At 63.6% G+C, this 15,835-nt stretch carries 14 protein-coding genes; 8 read left to right on the forward strand and 6 right to left on the reverse strand.

Annotated features, from left to right (window positions below):
* The first annotated feature begins 21 nt into the window (after positions 1 to 21).
* Positions 22 to 687 carry a DUF2959 domain-containing protein gene (locus K1X11_RS14800; protein ID WP_221031592.1) on the forward strand — a complete coding sequence of 222 codons (666 nt, stop codon included), beginning with the start codon at positions 22 to 24 and terminating at the stop codon, positions 685 to 687.
* Between the two features lie 49 nt (positions 688 to 736).
* Here the strand turns inward: K1X11_RS14800 and K1X11_RS14805 are convergent, their stop codons facing one another.
* Complete coding sequence (locus K1X11_RS14805; protein WP_225919500.1) at positions 737 to 3,220, reverse strand: PAS domain S-box protein; 2,484 nt, start codon at positions 3,218 to 3,220, stop codon at positions 737 to 739.
* A 140-nt stretch (positions 3,221 to 3,360) separates the two neighbouring features.
* On the opposite strand from K1X11_RS14805, the gene K1X11_RS14810 reads away from it, so the two are divergent.
* Complete coding sequence (locus K1X11_RS14810) at positions 3,361 to 3,600, forward strand: putative signal transducing protein (RefSeq protein ID WP_221031593.1); 240 nt, start codon at positions 3,361 to 3,363, stop codon at positions 3,598 to 3,600.
* Positions 3,601 to 3,762: 162 nt separating this feature from the next.
* Complete coding sequence (locus K1X11_RS14815; protein ID WP_221031594.1) at positions 3,763 to 5,064, forward strand: MFS transporter; 1,302 nt, start codon at positions 3,763 to 3,765, stop codon at positions 5,062 to 5,064.
* A gap of 110 nt (positions 5,065 to 5,174) precedes the next feature.
* Here the strand turns inward: K1X11_RS14815 and ilvA are convergent, their stop codons facing one another.
* Both ilvA and K1X11_RS14825 read right to left on the reverse strand, forming a co-directional pair.
* Positions 5,175 to 6,383 carry a threonine ammonia-lyase gene (gene ilvA / locus K1X11_RS14820; protein WP_221031595.1) on the reverse strand — a complete coding sequence of 403 codons (1,209 nt, stop codon included), beginning with the start codon at positions 6,381 to 6,383 and terminating at the stop codon, positions 5,175 to 5,177.
* A gap of 216 nt (positions 6,384 to 6,599) precedes the next feature.
* Positions 6,600 to 7,118 (reverse strand): EF-hand domain-containing protein, encoded by a 519-nt coding sequence (locus K1X11_RS14825; RefSeq protein WP_221031596.1) that lies wholly within the window; start codon positions 7,116 to 7,118, stop codon positions 6,600 to 6,602.
* A gap of 93 nt (positions 7,119 to 7,211) precedes the next feature.
* Between K1X11_RS14825 and K1X11_RS14830 the strand changes: the two genes are divergently transcribed.
* From K1X11_RS14830 to K1X11_RS14845, 4 genes are all read left to right on the forward strand, one after another.
* Positions 7,212 to 7,568 (forward strand): type II toxin-antitoxin system RelE family toxin, encoded by a 357-nt coding sequence (locus K1X11_RS14830; protein ID WP_221031597.1) that lies wholly within the window; start codon positions 7,212 to 7,214, stop codon positions 7,566 to 7,568.
* Between the two features lie 48 nt (positions 7,569 to 7,616).
* Positions 7,617 to 8,495, forward strand: coding sequence for a CDP-diacylglycerol--serine O-phosphatidyltransferase (gene pssA / locus K1X11_RS14835; RefSeq protein WP_221031598.1), 879 nt, complete (start codon positions 7,617 to 7,619; stop codon positions 8,493 to 8,495).
* A 248-nt stretch (positions 8,496 to 8,743) separates the two neighbouring features.
* A complete protein-coding gene (gene dnaN, locus K1X11_RS14840; protein ID WP_221031599.1) occupies positions 8,744 to 9,868 on the forward strand; it encodes a DNA polymerase III subunit beta in 1,125 nt (374 codons plus the stop codon).
* A 73-nt stretch (positions 9,869 to 9,941) separates the two neighbouring features.
* Positions 9,942 to 10,820 carry a hypothetical protein gene (locus tag K1X11_RS14845; RefSeq protein ID WP_221031600.1) on the forward strand — a complete coding sequence of 293 codons (879 nt, stop codon included), beginning with the start codon at positions 9,942 to 9,944 and terminating at the stop codon, positions 10,818 to 10,820.
* A 44-nt stretch (positions 10,821 to 10,864) separates the two neighbouring features.
* Here K1X11_RS14845 and K1X11_RS14850 read toward each other — a convergent pair whose 3' ends face one another.
* The 3 genes from K1X11_RS14850 to K1X11_RS14860 all read right to left on the reverse strand — a co-directional run bounded on the left by K1X11_RS14850 (position 10,865) and on the right by K1X11_RS14860 (position 14,928).
* On the reverse strand, positions 10,865 to 12,106 hold the full coding sequence (locus K1X11_RS14850; RefSeq protein WP_221031601.1) for a hypothetical protein: 1,242 nt from the start codon (positions 12,104 to 12,106) through the stop codon (positions 10,865 to 10,867).
* A 189-nt stretch (positions 12,107 to 12,295) separates the two neighbouring features.
* The gene (locus tag K1X11_RS14855) at positions 12,296 to 13,372 is read right to left on the reverse strand and encodes a GDSL-type esterase/lipase family protein (protein WP_221031602.1); all 1,077 of its coding nucleotides are present in this window, start codon (positions 13,370 to 13,372) and stop codon (positions 12,296 to 12,298) included.
* 230 nt (positions 13,373 to 13,602) lie between these two features.
* Positions 13,603 to 14,928, reverse strand: coding sequence for a class I SAM-dependent RNA methyltransferase (locus K1X11_RS14860; RefSeq protein ID WP_221031697.1), 1,326 nt, complete (start codon positions 14,926 to 14,928; stop codon positions 13,603 to 13,605).
* 74 nt (positions 14,929 to 15,002) lie between these two features.
* Between K1X11_RS14860 and K1X11_RS14865 the strand changes: the two genes are divergently transcribed.
* Complete coding sequence (locus K1X11_RS14865) at positions 15,003 to 15,809, forward strand: TrmH family RNA methyltransferase (protein ID WP_221031603.1); 807 nt, start codon at positions 15,003 to 15,005, stop codon at positions 15,807 to 15,809.
* Positions 15,810 to 15,835: the final 26 nt, after the last annotated feature.

The following is a 15,835-nucleotide window of genomic DNA, read 5'->3' on the forward strand; positions in this document are numbered from 1 at the left end:
GTCGCACACTGCTGCCTCACCATGACGCGCTCCTTTCCCCGCTCCCCTTGGTTGTTGTGTGCCGGCCTGTTGATCGGCGTTTTCATGACGTCCGGCTGCTCCACGGTGTATTACGAGGCGCTGGAGAAAGTGGGGGTGGCCAAGCGCGAGGTGTTGGCCGATCGGGTGGAGGACACGCAGGAGGCGCAGGAGGAGGCCAAGGAACAATTTGCGACGGCGCTGGAGCAATTGATGGAGCTCACCGGCGACACGGGCGGCGAGCTGAAGGTGCACTACGATCGCCTGGCCGACGCGCTGGCCGAGAGTGAGGACCGCGCCGAGGAGGTGCACGATCGCATCAAGGGCGTGCGCAGCGTGGCCGAGGCGTTGTTCAACGAGTGGGAGCAGGAACTCGACGACTACACCAGCGCGACGCTGCGGCAGCGCAGTGAACGCCAACTGCGTGAAACGATGCGCCGCTATGACCGGTTGGTGCTGTTGATGCAGCGGGCGGCGGATCGCATGGATCCGGTGCTGGCGACCTTGCGCGACCAGGTGCTGTTCCTGAAACACAACCTCAACGCGCAAACGGTGGCCGGACTCGATTCGACCGCGCGCGAGTTGCAGGAGGATGTGACGCTGTTGATCGCCGACATGGAAAAATCCATCGCCGAAGCGGAAGCGTTTTTGGCGACCTGGAATTCCTGACGAGGCGCGACGGAGAGGCAACGCCGCGGCCTCACACGCGCCCGCCCGCTCAGACGGGGCGGACGAGCAGGAGGGTGGTGTCGTCGTGGCGGGGGGCGTGCACGCAGAAGTTGCGCGTGTAGCGGTCGACGGTGCGCACGATCTCGGCGAGGGGGTGATCGATGTTGCGCTCAAGGGCCTGGGCGAGGCGATCGCGACCAAACTCTTCGCCGTCAGGGTTGGAGACTTCGGTGATGCCGTCGGTGTAGAGGGCGAGCACGTCGCCGGCACCGAGCTGCACTTCGTGCTCTTCGAGCATCTCGTCGAAGAGCGGTCCGTCATCGAGACCTACGGCGAGACCTTCGCCGGGGAGCAGTTCCATCTCGCCATTGGCGCGCACGAGGATGGGGGGCTCGTGGCCGGCGCGGCAGAAGCGCAGGACCTTCGTATCCAGATCGAGGATACCGTAGAAAAGGGCGACAAACATGCCGGGGCGCATGTCGGGTTCGAGGTGCCGGTTGACGCGTTTGATGGCGGCGGCGGGGCTGGGTTCACCCTCGGCGCAGAGGCGCATGGTGGCGCGGCACTCGGTCATGACGAGCGCGGCGGCGGCACCTTTGCCGGAGACGTCGGCGATGACGAAACCCCAGCGACGTTCGTCGACTTTCACGACATCGTAGTAGTCGCCGCCGATGTGCAGTGACGGGTGGGAAAGGGCTTCGATTTCGACAGCGCGGATGTCGGGAAACTCGCGGGGGCGCAGGTGGGTTTGGATGGTGGCGGCGGTGCGCAGGTCGCGCTCGCGCAGCTCGCGTTCGCGCTCCTCGGCTTCCTTGCGGTCGGAGATGTCGGTGATGAGCCCCTCGTGGTGGGTGACGATGCCCTCGGCGTTGCGACGCACGACGGTGTGGTCGGCCACCCAGCGCACGGAGCCGTCGGCGCAGACGATGCGATATTCCTGGTTGTATTCGTCGTGGCCGGATTTGGCGTGAGCTTCGACTTCGGCGGTCACGCGCTCGGAGTCGTCGGGGTGCGTGATGGCGATGAAGCCTTGGTTGGCCTGGGTGAAATATTCGGGAGTATAGCCGTATTGGGAGACGCTTTGGGAGACGAACTCGACCGGCCAGTTTTCGGCGGCGCGCCAGAGCACGACGACGGACGGGGAACGGTTGACGATGCGTTCCATTTCCTCGCGGCGGGCGAGGGCTTCTTTGAGTTGGTTCTGGGCTTCGAGGCGCAGGGTGATGTCGCGGCCGACGCCGAGGAAGGCGGTGCGGCCGTGGCGGTCGGAGTAGACCGCGGAACTCATGGCGTGCCAGATCCAGCGCCCGTCGGCGTGGCGGATGCGATACTCGATGGAGGCGTTGGAGGCGCCGTGTTTGAGGGTGTCCTCGAAGAAGGCGGTCCACTGCTCGACGTGGTCGGGGTGGAGATAGTCGGTGAAGCGGCGGCCGACGGCGTCCTTCTTGGTGTGGCCAAGTTTGCTGGTCCAGGCGGAGGAGACGAATTTGATGCGGCCCTCGGGGGTGATGGCGTAGAGGACTTCGCTGGCGGTCTCGAGGTAGGTGCGCCAACGGGCTTCGCGGCTCTGCAGGAGATTGGTGGCGAGGCGCTGTTTCGTGATATCGGCGAGCATGCCGAAGTGGTGCGTCACCTGTCCGTCGGCGTTGCGCAGGACGACCACGGTGAGTTGGCCCCAAACGGTTTTGACGAGCGATTCGCGGTTGGCGAGGGGGTGGGGTTCGTTGCCGTCGGCGTCGTAATCACCCGCGCCATCGGGATCGTCGGTCTGGAGCGCGGCGAGTTCCTCCGAGGTGAGCGGCACGATGTAACGTTTCTCGATGGTGAACTGGTCGCGTTTGCCTTCGTAGATCTCGTTGGTGAGCGCCTCCTGTTTGGCGAGATCGTCCGGATGGGTGATGGCGTAGACGTTGTTTACGTCCGCCACCTGCTCATGCGTGAGACGGATGATCTTAAGGAAAGTCGCGTTGACGTGGTTGGCGCCGGGCTGTCCGTCGGCGTTGATCTCGCGCCAGGAGATGCCGATGGGGGCGTGGTCGTAGAAGGCGGTGAGCTGGCTCTGGGTGGAGCGCAGGAGCTCAACCTGATCGACGAGCTGGCTGTGTTGGGAGCGCAGTTTTTCCTCGGTCTCTTTGAGCCGGGAAACATTGGTGCGCAGGGCGAGGAAGAAGCGCGGGCGGCCGTCGTCGCCCAGCAGCGGCATGATCGTGCTGGAGACCCAGTAGCGGGAGCCGTCTTTGGCGCGGTTGCAGATGGTGCCGCGCCAGGATTCGCCGGCTTTGATCGTCGACCAGAGTTTGGCGAAGAACTCCGGCGGATGGTAATCGGACTTGATGATGCGATGCGTCTTACCGGCGAGTTCTTCGCGGGTGTAGCCGGACACTTTGCAAAACTGGTCGTTGGCGTAGACGATGACGCCCTCGGCATCGGTGACCGCCATGATCGAATGGGCATTCGCCGCGGAAAGGATCCACGTGATCAGTTCGTGCTCAGACAGCGGTAAATCACCAAACGATGCAGCCAGCGAAGTCATGGGGGGAAACCGTTGTCGCAAGGCAGACCGGTGGGGGCGAGTCGGAACCGCAGGACTTTTGGGCAAACCGTTGGGCAAATCGGTCGCACAATCGCACGAGCGGGCTGGCGTTGAGAGCCGTTGGCGTTAGACTCGGCATCATGAAAACGATCGCGTCATGTGCGGAAATCGCGGAGGCCCAACTCATCCGCTCCGTGCTGGAGGGGCACGGTATCCAGGCAGTTATTCCCAACGAACAAACCGCCGAGATCGCCCCGCCCTACTTGTGGGCTTCCGGCGGCGTGAAGGTGCAGGTGGCTGAACAGGACGCGGCCGATGCACAGGAACTGCTGGCGACCCTGGCCAAGGAGTCGGACGCGGCGCTGGAGTTGGAGGAATAAGGCGAGCAGCCTTTCGGCGAGATCAACGGGGTTTCGCCCGCGGCCTACCTTTGTTGACGACCCTAGCGTTGCACCGGTGGGGTGGCGACGGCAGGGATGGTGCTGCTGCCTTTGCCGATGTCGTCTGAAGTTGTTCCCCCGCCCTCCCCTGCTGCTGCCTCTGTGGATTCGTCCCGGAACCGATCGCCGTGGGCCTGGGTGCCGACGCTGTATTTTGCCCAAGGTCTGCCCTACGTCGCGGTCAACCTGCTCTCGCTCACGCTCTACAAGAACCTCGGGGTTTCGAACACCGAGATCGCGTTCTACACCAGCTGGCTGAACTTCCCGTGGGTGATCAAACCGCTGTGGTCGCCGCTGGTCGACCTGTGGCGCACGAAGCGGTGGTGGACGACCCTGATGCAATGGGTGATGGCGGTGAGTTTTGGGCTGGTGGCGCTGTCGATTCCGGCCCCGTGGTTTTTCCAGGCGACGTTGCTGGTGTTTTGGCTGATGGCGTTTTGCTCGGCGACACACGACATCGCGGCCGACGGGTTCTACATGCTCGCTTTGGACAAACCGCGGCAGGCGGCTTTTGTGGGCGTGCGCAGCACGGCGTATCGCGTGGCCATGATCGCGGGTCAGGGCGGCTTGGTGTATCTGGCGGGCTATTGGTATGGCACGGGCGGCGACTATGCGGCGGCGTGGGTGAAGGTGTTTGGCGTGCTGGGCGTCGTGTTTCTGCTGGCGGCGTTGTATCACCAGAGCCAACTGCCGCGGCCGGCGGCCGATGGCGTGGCCGAGTCGGCGGGCGCGGAGGGGAGCAGCACCGGCGAGGTGCTGCGCGAATGGTGGATCGTGATGGCGACGTTTTTCCAGAAACCCGGCATCCTGCGCATCTTGGGTTTTCTGCTGCTGTATCGCTTCGCCGAGGCGCAGCTACTGAAGTTGGTCACGCCCTTTCTGCTCGATGAGCGCGCGGTGGGCGGGCTCGGGCTGACGAACGAACAGATCGGCGTGTATTACGGCACGTGGGGGGTGGTGGCGCTGACGGTCGGCGGTTTGGTGGGCGGCTGGCTGGTGTCGCGCTTCGGGCTGCGTCGCATGTTGTGGCCGCTGGTGGCGGCGCTGCATGTGCCCAACGCGGTCTTTTGGTTGCTGGCGATTTATCAACCCGAGAGCGCGTGGCTGATCGGGGGCGGACTGGTGCTGGAGCAACTCGGCTACGGCCTCGGGTTCACGGCCTATCTGGTTTACATGATGATGGTGGCGGACGGGCCGCACAAAACCGCGCACTACGCGCTGTGCACCGGCTGCATGGCCTTGGGCGTGATGTTGCCCGGCATGTTTGCCGGCTGGGTGCAAGCGCAGCTCGGTTACACCCAATTTTTTGTGTGGGTGCTGGTGTGTGCGGTGCCGTCGCTCGGCGCGGTGGCGCTGGCGCAGGGGAAGATCCAGGACGGGTTTGGGCGGAAGGTGGCGGAGTAAGGCTCGGCACCGAGAGGCAGATGCATGTCGGGCATAAAGCCCGACCCACACTAAGAAGTCGCAAGTCCCATGTGGGTCGGGCTTTACGCCCGACATCGCGCTGGTCCGGTTTACTTCGCGACGGGGAAGCCGGCTTTTTTGAGGGCGCGGCGGAGGTCTTTCAGGTGGGCCGCGTCACGCGTCTCCACCGTGCAGACGGCGCGCACTTCGCTCACATCGGGCCCGCTGAAGGCGCGGTCGTGGGCGATGTCGCGCACGCTGGCGCCGGCTTTGGCAATCACACGCGAGAGCGCCTCGAGTCCGCCCGGTCGATCACTGATCGTCACGGTGAGCCGACCGAGACGGCCGTCGGCGACGAGGCCGCGCTCGATCACACGGGAAAGTGTAGTGGGATCGATGTTACCACCGCAGACGGCCAGCACGACACGTTTGCCTTGCAGCTCCGGCAACTGGCCGGCGAGGAGCGCGCCGAGCGGCGCCGCGGCCGCGCCTTCGACGATGGTTTTCTCGAGCTCGAGGTAGCGCAGGATGGCGAGCGCGATCCATTCTTCGGATACAGCGACCACCTGATCGAGCAGCGGGCGGGCGAGCTCGAAAGCATTGGCACCAACCCGCAACACAGCGAGACCGTCGGCGAGGGTGGCACGGCGCGGGATGGTGATGGGGCCGTCGTTCTTGAGTGCGGCGGAGAAACTGGCGGTGGCTTTGGATTCCACGCCGATGACCTGGATATCGGGCTTGAGGGCTTTGGCCGCGATGGCGAGGCCGGCGATGAGACCGGCACCACCGATGGGGGCCACGATGGCATCGGCATCGGGCACCTGCCGCAGAATTTCCAGGGCCATGGTCCCCTGCCCCGCGATGATATCGGGGTCGTCGAAACCGTGCACGTAGGCGAGGCCTTCGCGTTCGACCAGGACATCGGCGGCGGCGCGGGCGGCCGCAAAGTCGACGCCTTCGACGAGGACGCGGGCGCCGAGTTTTTCGCAGGTGGCGACTTTGATGAGCGGCGCGTAGTCGGGCATGACGACCGTGACCGGAATGCCGAGCAACTGGCCGTGGTAGGCGAGTCCGAGAGCGTGGTTGCCGGCGGAGGCGGCGATGACGCCCCGGCTGCGCTGGGCGGCCGGCAGACGCAGGAGCGCGTTGCGGGCGCCCCGCTCTTTGAAGGAGCCGGTGCGTTGGAAGTTGTCCAATTTACAGAAAACCTGCGCGCCGGTGAGGTCGGAGAGGGGAATCGATTCCGGGCAAGGGGTGACCGGAATCCCACTGCGGATGCGACGGGCGGCGGCGCGAATGTCAGCGAGGGTAACAGGCATGGGCGCACTCTGCCCGCTCGACCAAACCGGGTGAACTGCAATCCCAATGAAAGATTCGGGGGCTGCCCCGCGCGGCTACGGAGCAGAGTTATTCCAGTTGTCCGCAGGTTATTCACAATGGGCGGGGCGGGCACAAAAACGCCGCGGCCTGGGGAGGTCGCGGCGTCGTGGGAGGCGCGGGAAATTTGGTGAGATGCTAACGGACTGGAACTGAGCTCAGTTGGTCTGGCGACCGGCGCCTTGGCCGCCGCCGCCTTGGCCCATGCCCTTGCCTTTGCCCTTGCCCATGCGGTCGCGCAGGGCGTCGCGGTGGGCGGTCCACTCGGCGTCGCTGATCACACCGTCTTTATCGGTGTCGATGCGGGCCATGAGGCGCGGGCGATTCACGGCTTCGGCACGCATGGTGGCGTCGGCCGTGGCACGCTCTTCGGCACTGAGGCGACCATCGCCATCGGCGTCGAAACGCTCACGCATGTTGCGCATCATTTCGCGACCGGGACGCTCACCGTTCTGGCGCTTGTCCATCATGGCTTGGTGGGCAACGCCGCGTTCTTCGGCGTTGAGCACGCCGTCACCATCGGTGTCGAAACGTTCGATCATCCAGGCGGGCGGGGTGCCGCCGGGTCCGCGACCGGGAGGCGGATTGGGGGCGTCGGTGTTGGTTTGGGCGAAGAGGAAGGAGCTGCCGAAGGCACTGGCGGCGAGGAGGGTGGTAACAACGAGTTTGCGATTCATGATTTTTAAGGGATTGAGATTCGCTGGTTACTGGGACAAGACGACCGCCCGAGGGTCGGGTTACATTGCCGTTCCCGCTTCCTCTTTGCGCCCATGTTTCAAGTCACCTTTGCCGAACAGGCCATGCACGAGCTCAACAAGCTCGACAAACTCACGCAGCTCACCGCGATCGAGCCGCTGAGTTCGCTGCGTCTGATCGATCTGGAGCGGCCGCGCGAGCCGCTGGGCAAGTTCGCCCGCGGTGGTCGCGATCTCTACCGGCTGCGCAGTGGTGAACTGCGGTTCTATTTTGAGGTCAGGGAGGAGGAGACGTTGCACGTCCTCTACATCCTCCACGAGCACTCGCTGGAGGATTTCCTGCTGCGCAATGGCCTGCCGGTCTCTGAGCAGCAGTTGGTCGAGCAGCACTCGAAGTTCTGGAAATACCTCGAATCGATCACCAAGCGCTAATCCCGACGACGCGGCCACGACGCGTCCGCCACCACTCCCCCACTCTGCATGACTCCCGCTGAACCGCCCCCTCCGGAGCGCGAGGATCCGTTCTCGCCCGAAAACGCGAGCCGCATCTATTTCCTGCCCAACCTGATGACGGCCGGAAACCTGTTCTGTGGTTTCGTGGCCTGCATCAAGTGCGTCCAGGCGCACTATCTCATGCGTGGGTCCGACGTGATCACGCCGGGTGCGAGCGTGCTGTTTTCGGAGGCCGTGTGGCTGATCTTCGGGGCGATGGCGTTTGACGTGCTCGATGGGCGCCTGGCGCGCATGGGTGGCAAGGAGTCGCTCTTCGGCGGCGAGTTCGACTCGTTGGCCGACGTGATCTCGTTCGGCCTCACGCCGGCGTTGATGATGTTTTTCCTCATCCTGTCGCCGACCCAGGGTTATCCCATTTTCCAGAAGATCGGCTGGTGTTTCGGCTTCGTTTACCTGCTGTGTGCGGCGATCCGGCTGGCGCGATTTAACGTGATCACCCACCCGCTCATCATCCGCGACAAAAAGTCGGGCTCGAAGGATTTCGTCGGGCTGCCGGTGCCGGCGGCGGCGGGCACGGTGGCGGCGCTGGTGTTGTTTCTTCTCAACTTGGCCAAGCACGACCGTGAGCTGCAAATGTGGGCGCTGGCCTTGCCGCCGCTGCTGCTGTTGATCGCGGTGCTGATGGTGAGCACGATCCGCTACCCGAGCGGCAAGCAGATCGATATGCAGACGAAGACCCCGCTGGTGTCGCTGGTGCTGGTGGTGAGCGGGGCCGGCGCGATCGTGGCCTTCAAGGAAATCGGCATGCTGGTGCTGATGCTCGGCTACATCTTCTTCGGCCTGATCCGGGCCTTCCGCGAGCGCGGTCAGAAAACCACCCCGACGCCGGATGCGGAAAGCGTGTGAGTAACTTGGGCGTCGTTCACCAACAAGTTTTGGGGTGTTAAAAACCCCCGCTTTGTTCGCAATTGGCTCGCAGTTATTCACAGGTCGGCGGCGAGCTCGGTTTCAGAGGTAAAACGTGGGTTGGGAGCGCAGTTATTGGCCTTTTTCGGACGCATAATAAGACGACTCCAATTACTTATTGAATCAGGTATCTTTTGGGGTTTGTTAACTTCCGCGTTTCACGCCCTCGTGGACGCCAACCCCACGTCATGAAACTCAAGATCAACCGCGACCATTTCAGCAACGGCCTCGCCCAGGTTCTCAACGTCGTCGGCTCCAAGGCCACGATGCCCATCCTCAGCAACGTGCTGATCGAGGCCGAGGGGAACCACATCACGCTCACCACCACCAATCTCGATCTGGGCATCCGCTGTAAGATCAAGGCCGAGGTGAAGGAGGGCGGCGCGGTCACCCTGCCGGTGAAGCGTCTGGCCACCATCGTGCGCGAGTTGCCGAACCAGGACGTGAGTTTCGATTCCTCCGCCAACCACCAGGTGAAGCTCACCTCGGGCGGTTCCACCTTCCGCATCATGGGCATCGGCAAGGACGAGTTCCCGCCGCTGCCGGAGTTTGGCGACGACCGCACCTTCACCCTCGAGCAGAGCGAGCTCATCTCGATGCTCAAGAGCGTCGCTTACGCCCAGTCGAGCGACGAGACGCGCTACATCCTCAACGGCGTGTATTTCAACTTCCGCGACGGCAAACTCTCGCTGGTCGCCACCGACGGCCGCCGTCTCGCCCTCACCTCAAAGGAGATGGAAGTCCCCGAGGACGCGTCCGGCGCCATCATCCTGCCGGCCAAGACGGTCTCCGAGCTGCAGCGCATGCTCGACAAGGGCGCGAAGCTGAAGGTCTCGTTCAACGAACGCCGTGCGGCGTTCCAGATCCAGACCGACAAGGACAGCAGCGGCCTGATCGACTCCATCTACCTCTACTCGAAGGTCGTGGAGGGCAATTATCCCAATTATCAACAGGTTATTCCCAAGGAGACGCATCAGCGCATCAAGCTCGAGCGCGAGCTGCTCCAGCAGTGCATCCACCGTGCCGCCCTCGTCTGCTCGGAGAAGAGCAACTCGGTGAAGCTCAAGATGACCTCCAACCTGCTCGAGATCACGGCGCAGAGCCCGGATTTCGGCGAGGCGCACGAGTCGATGGCGATCGATTACAACGGTCCCGACCTCCAGGTGGCCTTCAACCCGCAGTTCCTGCTCGATCCGCTCAAGGCGCTGCAGAAGGACGAAGTGTTCTTCGAAGTGAAGGACGAGGTGAGCCCCGGCGTGTTCAAGACGCTCGAGAGCTTCATCTGCGTGATCATGCCGGTGCGCCTGAGCTGAGCAGCGCGCCACGGGTAACTTTTCGGGGCCGGGCGTCATCGCGTCCGGCCCTTCTTGTCTCCGCTCACGCTTCATGGATTTCACCTATCCGATCGTCATCGCCATGGTGGTGTCGCTGGTCCTGTTTCAGATCAACCAGCGCCGCTCCTCGCCCCTGTTGGCGATCTTCAATCGCTGGCTGCGCTGGCTGGTGTTTGGCTTCGGCGTGGCCAAGATCCTGGTCGATCTGGAGCTGAGCACGCGGCCCTACTGGGTTTTGGCGCTCACGGCCCTGTTGGTCTATTTCCTGATCGAGACGGTTTATCGTTGGCTGGAGATCAAGGCGCTCAGCCTGAGCCCGATCCCGCTGTTCCCGCGCTTTCACGTGAATTCCAGCGGCGAGGAGTGGCCCACCCAACCCCGACTGCTGAAAGTCCGGGATTGGCTGCGCAAACAGGGTTTCCACGCGGTCCAGTCGCTCAAGGCCGAGCTCGCGCCGGGTTTTGCGCTGCGCATGTCGGTTTATCAGGATTCGTCCAACAAGCTGCGGGTGCAGGTGCTCTTCCTACCGCAGCCGGGCGGCAACATCGTGATGTGCGCCAGCCTGGTGTCGGTGACGACCAACGGACTGCGCTACGTGACCGACAACCTCTACCTGCCCTTCGCGGGGTTTTATCCGGAGAACTGGCTGGTGGATCGGAGTCCGTGGCGGCGGACGCTGGCGGCGCTGGTGAAGCGCCACCGGGAGCGCTTGGAGGATGAGACCGATCCGCTCAGCGAGTGGGAGACCGAGCCGCTGGCCGATCTCAACGCCCAGCAACACGCCATGGAGCAGGTGAACACCGAGCTGGGGTTTCTTTTCCCGCATCACGAGCGCGAGGAGCACGGCAAGATGACCGTGGAGGCGCGCTACCGGGTGTGGAAGGAAGCGTGGTTCCTCAACTACTTCGGCCGCAGCGCGCGGTATGAGTGAGGGAACGGAGGGGTCGGGCTTTATGCCCGAAATCGTTTAAGCGCTCAGCGGAAGTAATCAGCGAGATTGATCGTCGCGGTGGAGTCGACCGCCTGGCCGTCTTCGAGGGCGGGCAGAAAAACGAGTTGGCGGAGGATGTGCTCGTGCTCGGGGCCGTAGAGTTGGCCGGAGCCGGCGAAGCCAGTGAAGTCGCCCTTGGCGTTGATGTTGACGAGGAGCGGTCGATCGAGGCTGCCGGGTCGGTCGAGTGCTTTGAGCTCGGGCGGAGCGAGTTCCCAGACGGGCGAGGCGGGCACGGTCTCACCGCGGTGGTTGGCCGTGTGGTCGAGCAGGAGGTATTGGCGGGCCTCGTCGGTGGTGAGTTGAAAGCGCTTTTCGGAGAGATTGGTGGCGAGCTCCTTGCCGTTGTTGAAAAGGTGGACCTTGAGCTCGAGGATCTCAAATCCGGGGGCGAGGCCCGTTTGCAAGAAGTTAACCTTCTTGGGTTTAGGGCCGACTTCCCCGATCGGTTTGTAGAAATTGATGTCTTCGATTTCGCCGTTGGGGTGGCGGATGCGGGCGAGCGCGACGCAGAATGCGTGGGCCATCGGGGTCGGGGTGGAGACGCGGAACTGGAGGCGCACGGAGTCGTGCGGATTCAGGATTTCCTGGGCCTGTTGTTCCTTGGCAGTGAAGTCTGGATCGGTGATGGCGTCGACGCGGGCGACTTCGTCCAAATGACCGCGGATCTGCGAGTTTACGCCGGCTTGCATGCGTTCGACGGCTTCTGGGGATGGCCCACCCTGCCCTCCTTGTGAGGGCAACGCGGCAATTCCCCGGGAAAGGTTGGCGGCCATCAGGGTGCCCTGGGAGAGCTGGTCCTGCTGGTAATTCATCATGTTGGTCTGGCGCCCCATCCACTTCTTCTGGGGGTCGCTGGCCGGTGAATACGTGGTCTCGTATTCGAGATCCGAAACGGTGGCGCTGAGGTCACTCACCTTGGGCACGAGTTTCCAACGGTAGCCGGTGGTGCGGTCAATTTCGTTGAGCTCGCCGGCGGCGGACTTCGCCAAGGTGGTCTCACCCACGATGTTGCGCACTTCGAGCATCTCGGTGCCCTGGGGCACAAAAAGATCGATGCCGACGAAGAGTTGGTGGGTGTGCTCGGGGGAGGCTTTGGACGTGACGACGCGAGGCTTGGGCTGGGCGACCAAGGGTGAGGTCGTGAGCGCCAGACAAACCAGTGCGGCGGAAACAGCGATGCGCAACGCGGGTCGCCGCTGGCGCGGAAACGTGGTTTGGGACATGAGCAGATGCAGGTGGGGTGGTTTAGGTCGGGAAAGGCGAAGCGGCGAATCTTGAGGGGGCAGAGATTTGGGGCCGCATCTCTGAGATGGCAGGTGCGCGGTAGTGTTCCCGATCCTTGGTCCGGCGCAACCGGGCCTTTCAGTTACTGTGCAGCAGCGGCGGAGCCGAGCGGCTGTGTGCGCTCAACCTCACCAGCCCGTGAGCTGGCGGGCGGTGGGCGCGATCTCGGTGGCGATTTGCTCCATCTGGAAAACCACCGGATGGGCGTTGAGTGGCGTGCCGGGCTGGTGTGACACCTCAACGACGGCGATGCGGTCGGAGTCGAAACCGAGGGCAGGCGCGGCGGTGGCGAGTTCGTGGAGCCAACGATAGAGGGTCGTTCGTTTTTCGGGATCGGAGCTGTCGGGATCGGCCGGATGAGGGTGCTGCATGGGGCTGCCACAGAGGATCACGGCGGCATCGGGGTGCAGGCGATGGAGGCGCGACAGCAGGTTGCGGTAGGTGGACTTGAAATGGGCCGCGTCGGGGACTCCGAGGTTGAAGTCGTTCTGGCCCAGCATGATGACGATCAGATCGGGCGTGTAGCGGCTGTGATCCCAGAGGTATTCGGGGTCGGCGGGCGTCTCGGGATGATCGGGCACGGCGCGCTCGAAGAAGGCCGGCGCGTTGGCCTGATCGGTGCGACCATCCCAGGTGCGGATGAGGCCACGACCGCCGTAAGCGACGATGTTGACCTCGGCGCCTAGGGAGCGCGCGAGGATCCAGCCCCAAGTGCGGGCGGCGTTGTTGGTGCGCGGCGTGGGGTCGGGCGTGGGCGGGAGCTGCTCGACGTAGTGGCCGGTGGTGATGGAGTCGCCGATCACCAGCACGCGACGGTCGCGAGGCGCCGGCGCGGCGAGGAGTTGGGTGGCAGTCGGATCAAACTCGAGTCCGCCAAAAGTCACGATGCCCTGCCATGCCTCGGTGCGGCGAACGAGCGACACGAGCCGACCGGACTCGGGAGCCGGTCCGGATGGCAGCGGGACAAGGTTGTCGCCCTCCTCCAGCTGCAGCACGGCGTCCGGGGCGCCATTGATGGAGAGGTTAAAGAAGCAGGTGTCGCTGTCGGCGTGCAGACGAATCGCGGGCGCCTCACCGGTGTAGGTGAAGCGCAGCTCGATGCCCGGAAAAGCCATGAGCAGACCGGAGCCATCGGCGGTAGGCGCGGTGCGGCCGATCACGGTGAGGGCCGGTGAAGTCGGCGGCAGAGTCTCGGCGTGCGACATGAGAGCGGAAGCGGTGAAGCAGAAGGAAAGACCCGCGGCGGAAAGCCAGCGAGACAGCGAACAACGAAGCATGCCGCTTCATCGCACGACGCCCAAAAGAGCGCAAAACCGGACTGCGGAAAACTGCAGTCACCAAATGGTTGCAGGTAGGCCGGGTTTTGCGCGCTGCCGGTCCTGCCCGTGCCGGCCGGCCGAGGCAAAATTCAAAGATATAAGATTGACCCCTTTGGCTAGGATTTCACCAACGTCACGACGCACTCGAGGTGGCGGGTTTGGGGGAAGAGGTCGAAGGGCTGGACGGCGGTGAGGCGGTAGCCGGCTGCCTTGAAATGGACCAGGTCGCGCATCTGGGTGGCGGGGTCACAACTCACGTAAACGACCGCCCGCGGGCCGTATTCAAAAAGCTGAGACAGGAAACTTTCATCGCAGCCTTTGCGCGGCGGATCGATGAGCACGACGGTGTCGGCCGGCGGCAGGTCCGTCTCGAGTCCGGCAAAGATGGCGGCGGCGTCGCCGGCCTGAAAGGTGGCGTTGGTCAGGCCGTTGGCCGCGGCGTTTTCCGTCGCGAACTGCACGCTGGTTTCGCTGATCTCGATGCCGCGCACTTTCTCAAAGGCGCTGGCGCAACTGAGCGCGAAGAGGCCGCTGCCACAGTAGGCGTCCACCATGTAGCGCGCGCCGGTCGCCGCCGCCTGGTCGCGGGCGTAGCCGGTGAAAGCGGGCAGGATGAAGGGGTTGTTCTGGAAAAAGTCGCGGGCAAGGAAGTGTAGTTTCAGGGCTCCGACTTGTTCGTGAATGATGGCGTCGTGGGAGGTGACGACCCCTTCGGTGGCGTGGCGCAGGAGGAGGGTGGCGCCTTTTTTGTAGGCACCGGCAGCGAGGTTGGCGCGGACTTCGGACCGGATCTGCGGCAGGTGCGCGTTGATCGCGTCGGTTGCGATGAGGCACTCCGGCACGTCGATGATGTGGTTGCGGGTGCCTTGGCGGAGGAAGCCGATGGGTTGCGCCGACGCGTCGTCGCCGTCGCGCGGGAGGTTGAAGTGCGGGGTGATCTTGGAACGGTAGCCGAATTTTTCGGGCGAGCCGATGACGGGGTTCACCGGATGCGTGAGGCCGGCCATGTGTTCGAGCAGTTCCTCGACCTGCTGGCGCTTCCAGACGAGCTGGGCGTCGTAGTTGAGATGTTGATACTGGCAGCCACCGCATTCACCAAAGAGCGGACAGCGCGGGGTGACGCGGTCGGGTGACGGGGTGAGGACTTCGATCAGATCGGCTTCGGAGAAATTCTTCTGGTTGCGGAAAACGCGGGCGCGGACGCGTTCGCCCGGCAGGCTGAAGGGGACCATGACCACCCACGTGGATTTTGGATTCTCGATTTCGGATTCTTGATTGGCCGGCTGGTCGCTGGTCGCTGATTGCTGATCGCTGGCGAGTTCCACGCGGCCGAGGCCTACGCCGCGGTTGGTGAGCGTCGTGATCTCGAGCTCGATTTCGGCGTGATAGGGGAACGGGAAGTCCCGACGGGTTTTGGTCTTATTGCGGCCCACGGAACACACGGAATACACGGAAAGGTGAAAACCGAGTGTTTTCTTTTCGTGTCTTTTGGTGTGTTTGGTGGGCTTTTCGAGCCATGGAACCCGAGGTCATTACCAGTTTGCAGAATCCGCGCGTGAAGCAGCTTGTGAAGCTGCGCGACCGGCGTCCGCGGGATCAGGCGGGTCAGTTTCTGGTGGAGGGCTTTCGGCAGATTCGCCGGGCGCTGGACAAGGGTTACGCGCCGGTGGAGCTGTATGTGTGTCCGGAATGGTATCCGGGTGAACAGGGCAACGAGGCGGGTTTGATCGCCGATGCGCAGGCAGCGGGGGCGCGGGTGTTTGAGTTGAGCAAGTCAGCTTTCGCCAAGGTGGCCTATCGCGAGCGGCCCGATGGGCTGTTGGCGGTGTTGCCGCAGTGGCAGAACGGGCTCGATGACCTGCCGCTCTCCCCCACCCCGTTTTTGTTGGTGGTCGAGGCGATCGAAAAGCCGGGCAACCTAGGCACGATTCTGCGCAGCGCCGATGCGGCGGGCGTGGATGGCCTGATTGTGTGCGACCCGGTGACGGATTTGTTTAATCCCAACGTGGTGCGGGCCTCGACCGGGGTGTTGTTTTCGGTGCCGGTGGCGATCGCCGAGAGTGACGCGGTGCGGGCTTGGTTGCAGGCGAAAGGTATCCGCAGTGTGGCGACAACGCCGTCGGCGACGCAGTTGCACACCGACGCCGATTTGACCGGATCCATGGCGATCGTGATGGGCAGCGAGCAATACGGCCTGAGCGACGACTGGCTGCGCGAAGCGGACGACCGCGTGCGCATTCCGATGGCGGGTCAGGCGGATTCGCTGAACGTGGCGATGGCGACGATCATCACGCTGTTCGAGGCGGTGCGGCAGCGAAACTAGGGAATTTTGAATGGTGAATAGTGAAT

This window comes from Actomonas aquatica (assembly GCF_019679435.2).
Taxonomy (GTDB): domain Bacteria; phylum Verrucomicrobiota; class Verrucomicrobiia; order Opitutales; family Opitutaceae; genus Actomonas; species Actomonas aquatica.

What these genes read in the sequence shown, in the direction of transcription:
- K1X11_RS14800 (WP_221031592.1), top strand. Translation starts at nt 22, where the DNA reads ATGACGCGCTCCTTTCCCCGCTCCCCTTGGTTGTTGTGTGCCGGCCTG.
- K1X11_RS14805 (WP_225919500.1), bottom strand. Translation starts at nt 3,220, where the DNA reads ATGACTTCGCTGGCTGCATCGTTTGGTGATTTACCGCTGTCTGAGCAC.
- K1X11_RS14810 (WP_221031593.1), top strand. Translation starts at nt 3,361, where the DNA reads ATGAAAACGATCGCGTCATGTGCGGAAATCGCGGAGGCCCAACTCATC.
- ilvA (WP_221031595.1), bottom strand. Translation starts at nt 6,383, where the DNA reads ATGCCTGTTACCCTCGCTGACATTCGCGCCGCCGCCCGTCGCATCCGC.
- K1X11_RS14825 (WP_221031596.1), bottom strand. Translation starts at nt 7,118, where the DNA reads ATGAATCGCAAACTCGTTGTTACCACCCTCCTCGCCGCCAGTGCCTTC.
- K1X11_RS14830 (WP_221031597.1), top strand. Translation starts at nt 7,212, where the DNA reads ATGTTTCAAGTCACCTTTGCCGAACAGGCCATGCACGAGCTCAACAAG.
- pssA (WP_221031598.1), top strand. Translation starts at nt 7,617, where the DNA reads ATGACTCCCGCTGAACCGCCCCCTCCGGAGCGCGAGGATCCGTTCTCG.
- dnaN (WP_221031599.1), top strand. Translation starts at nt 8,744, where the DNA reads ATGAAACTCAAGATCAACCGCGACCATTTCAGCAACGGCCTCGCCCAG.
- K1X11_RS14845 (WP_221031600.1), top strand. Translation starts at nt 9,942, where the DNA reads ATGGATTTCACCTATCCGATCGTCATCGCCATGGTGGTGTCGCTGGTC.
- K1X11_RS14850 (WP_221031601.1), bottom strand. Translation starts at nt 12,106, where the DNA reads ATGTCCCAAACCACGTTTCCGCGCCAGCGGCGACCCGCGTTGCGCATC.
- K1X11_RS14855 (WP_221031602.1), bottom strand. Translation starts at nt 13,372, where the DNA reads ATGTCGCACGCCGAGACTCTGCCGCCGACTTCACCGGCCCTCACCGTG.
- K1X11_RS14865 (WP_221031603.1), top strand. Translation starts at nt 15,003, where the DNA reads ATGGAACCCGAGGTCATTACCAGTTTGCAGAATCCGCGCGTGAAGCAG.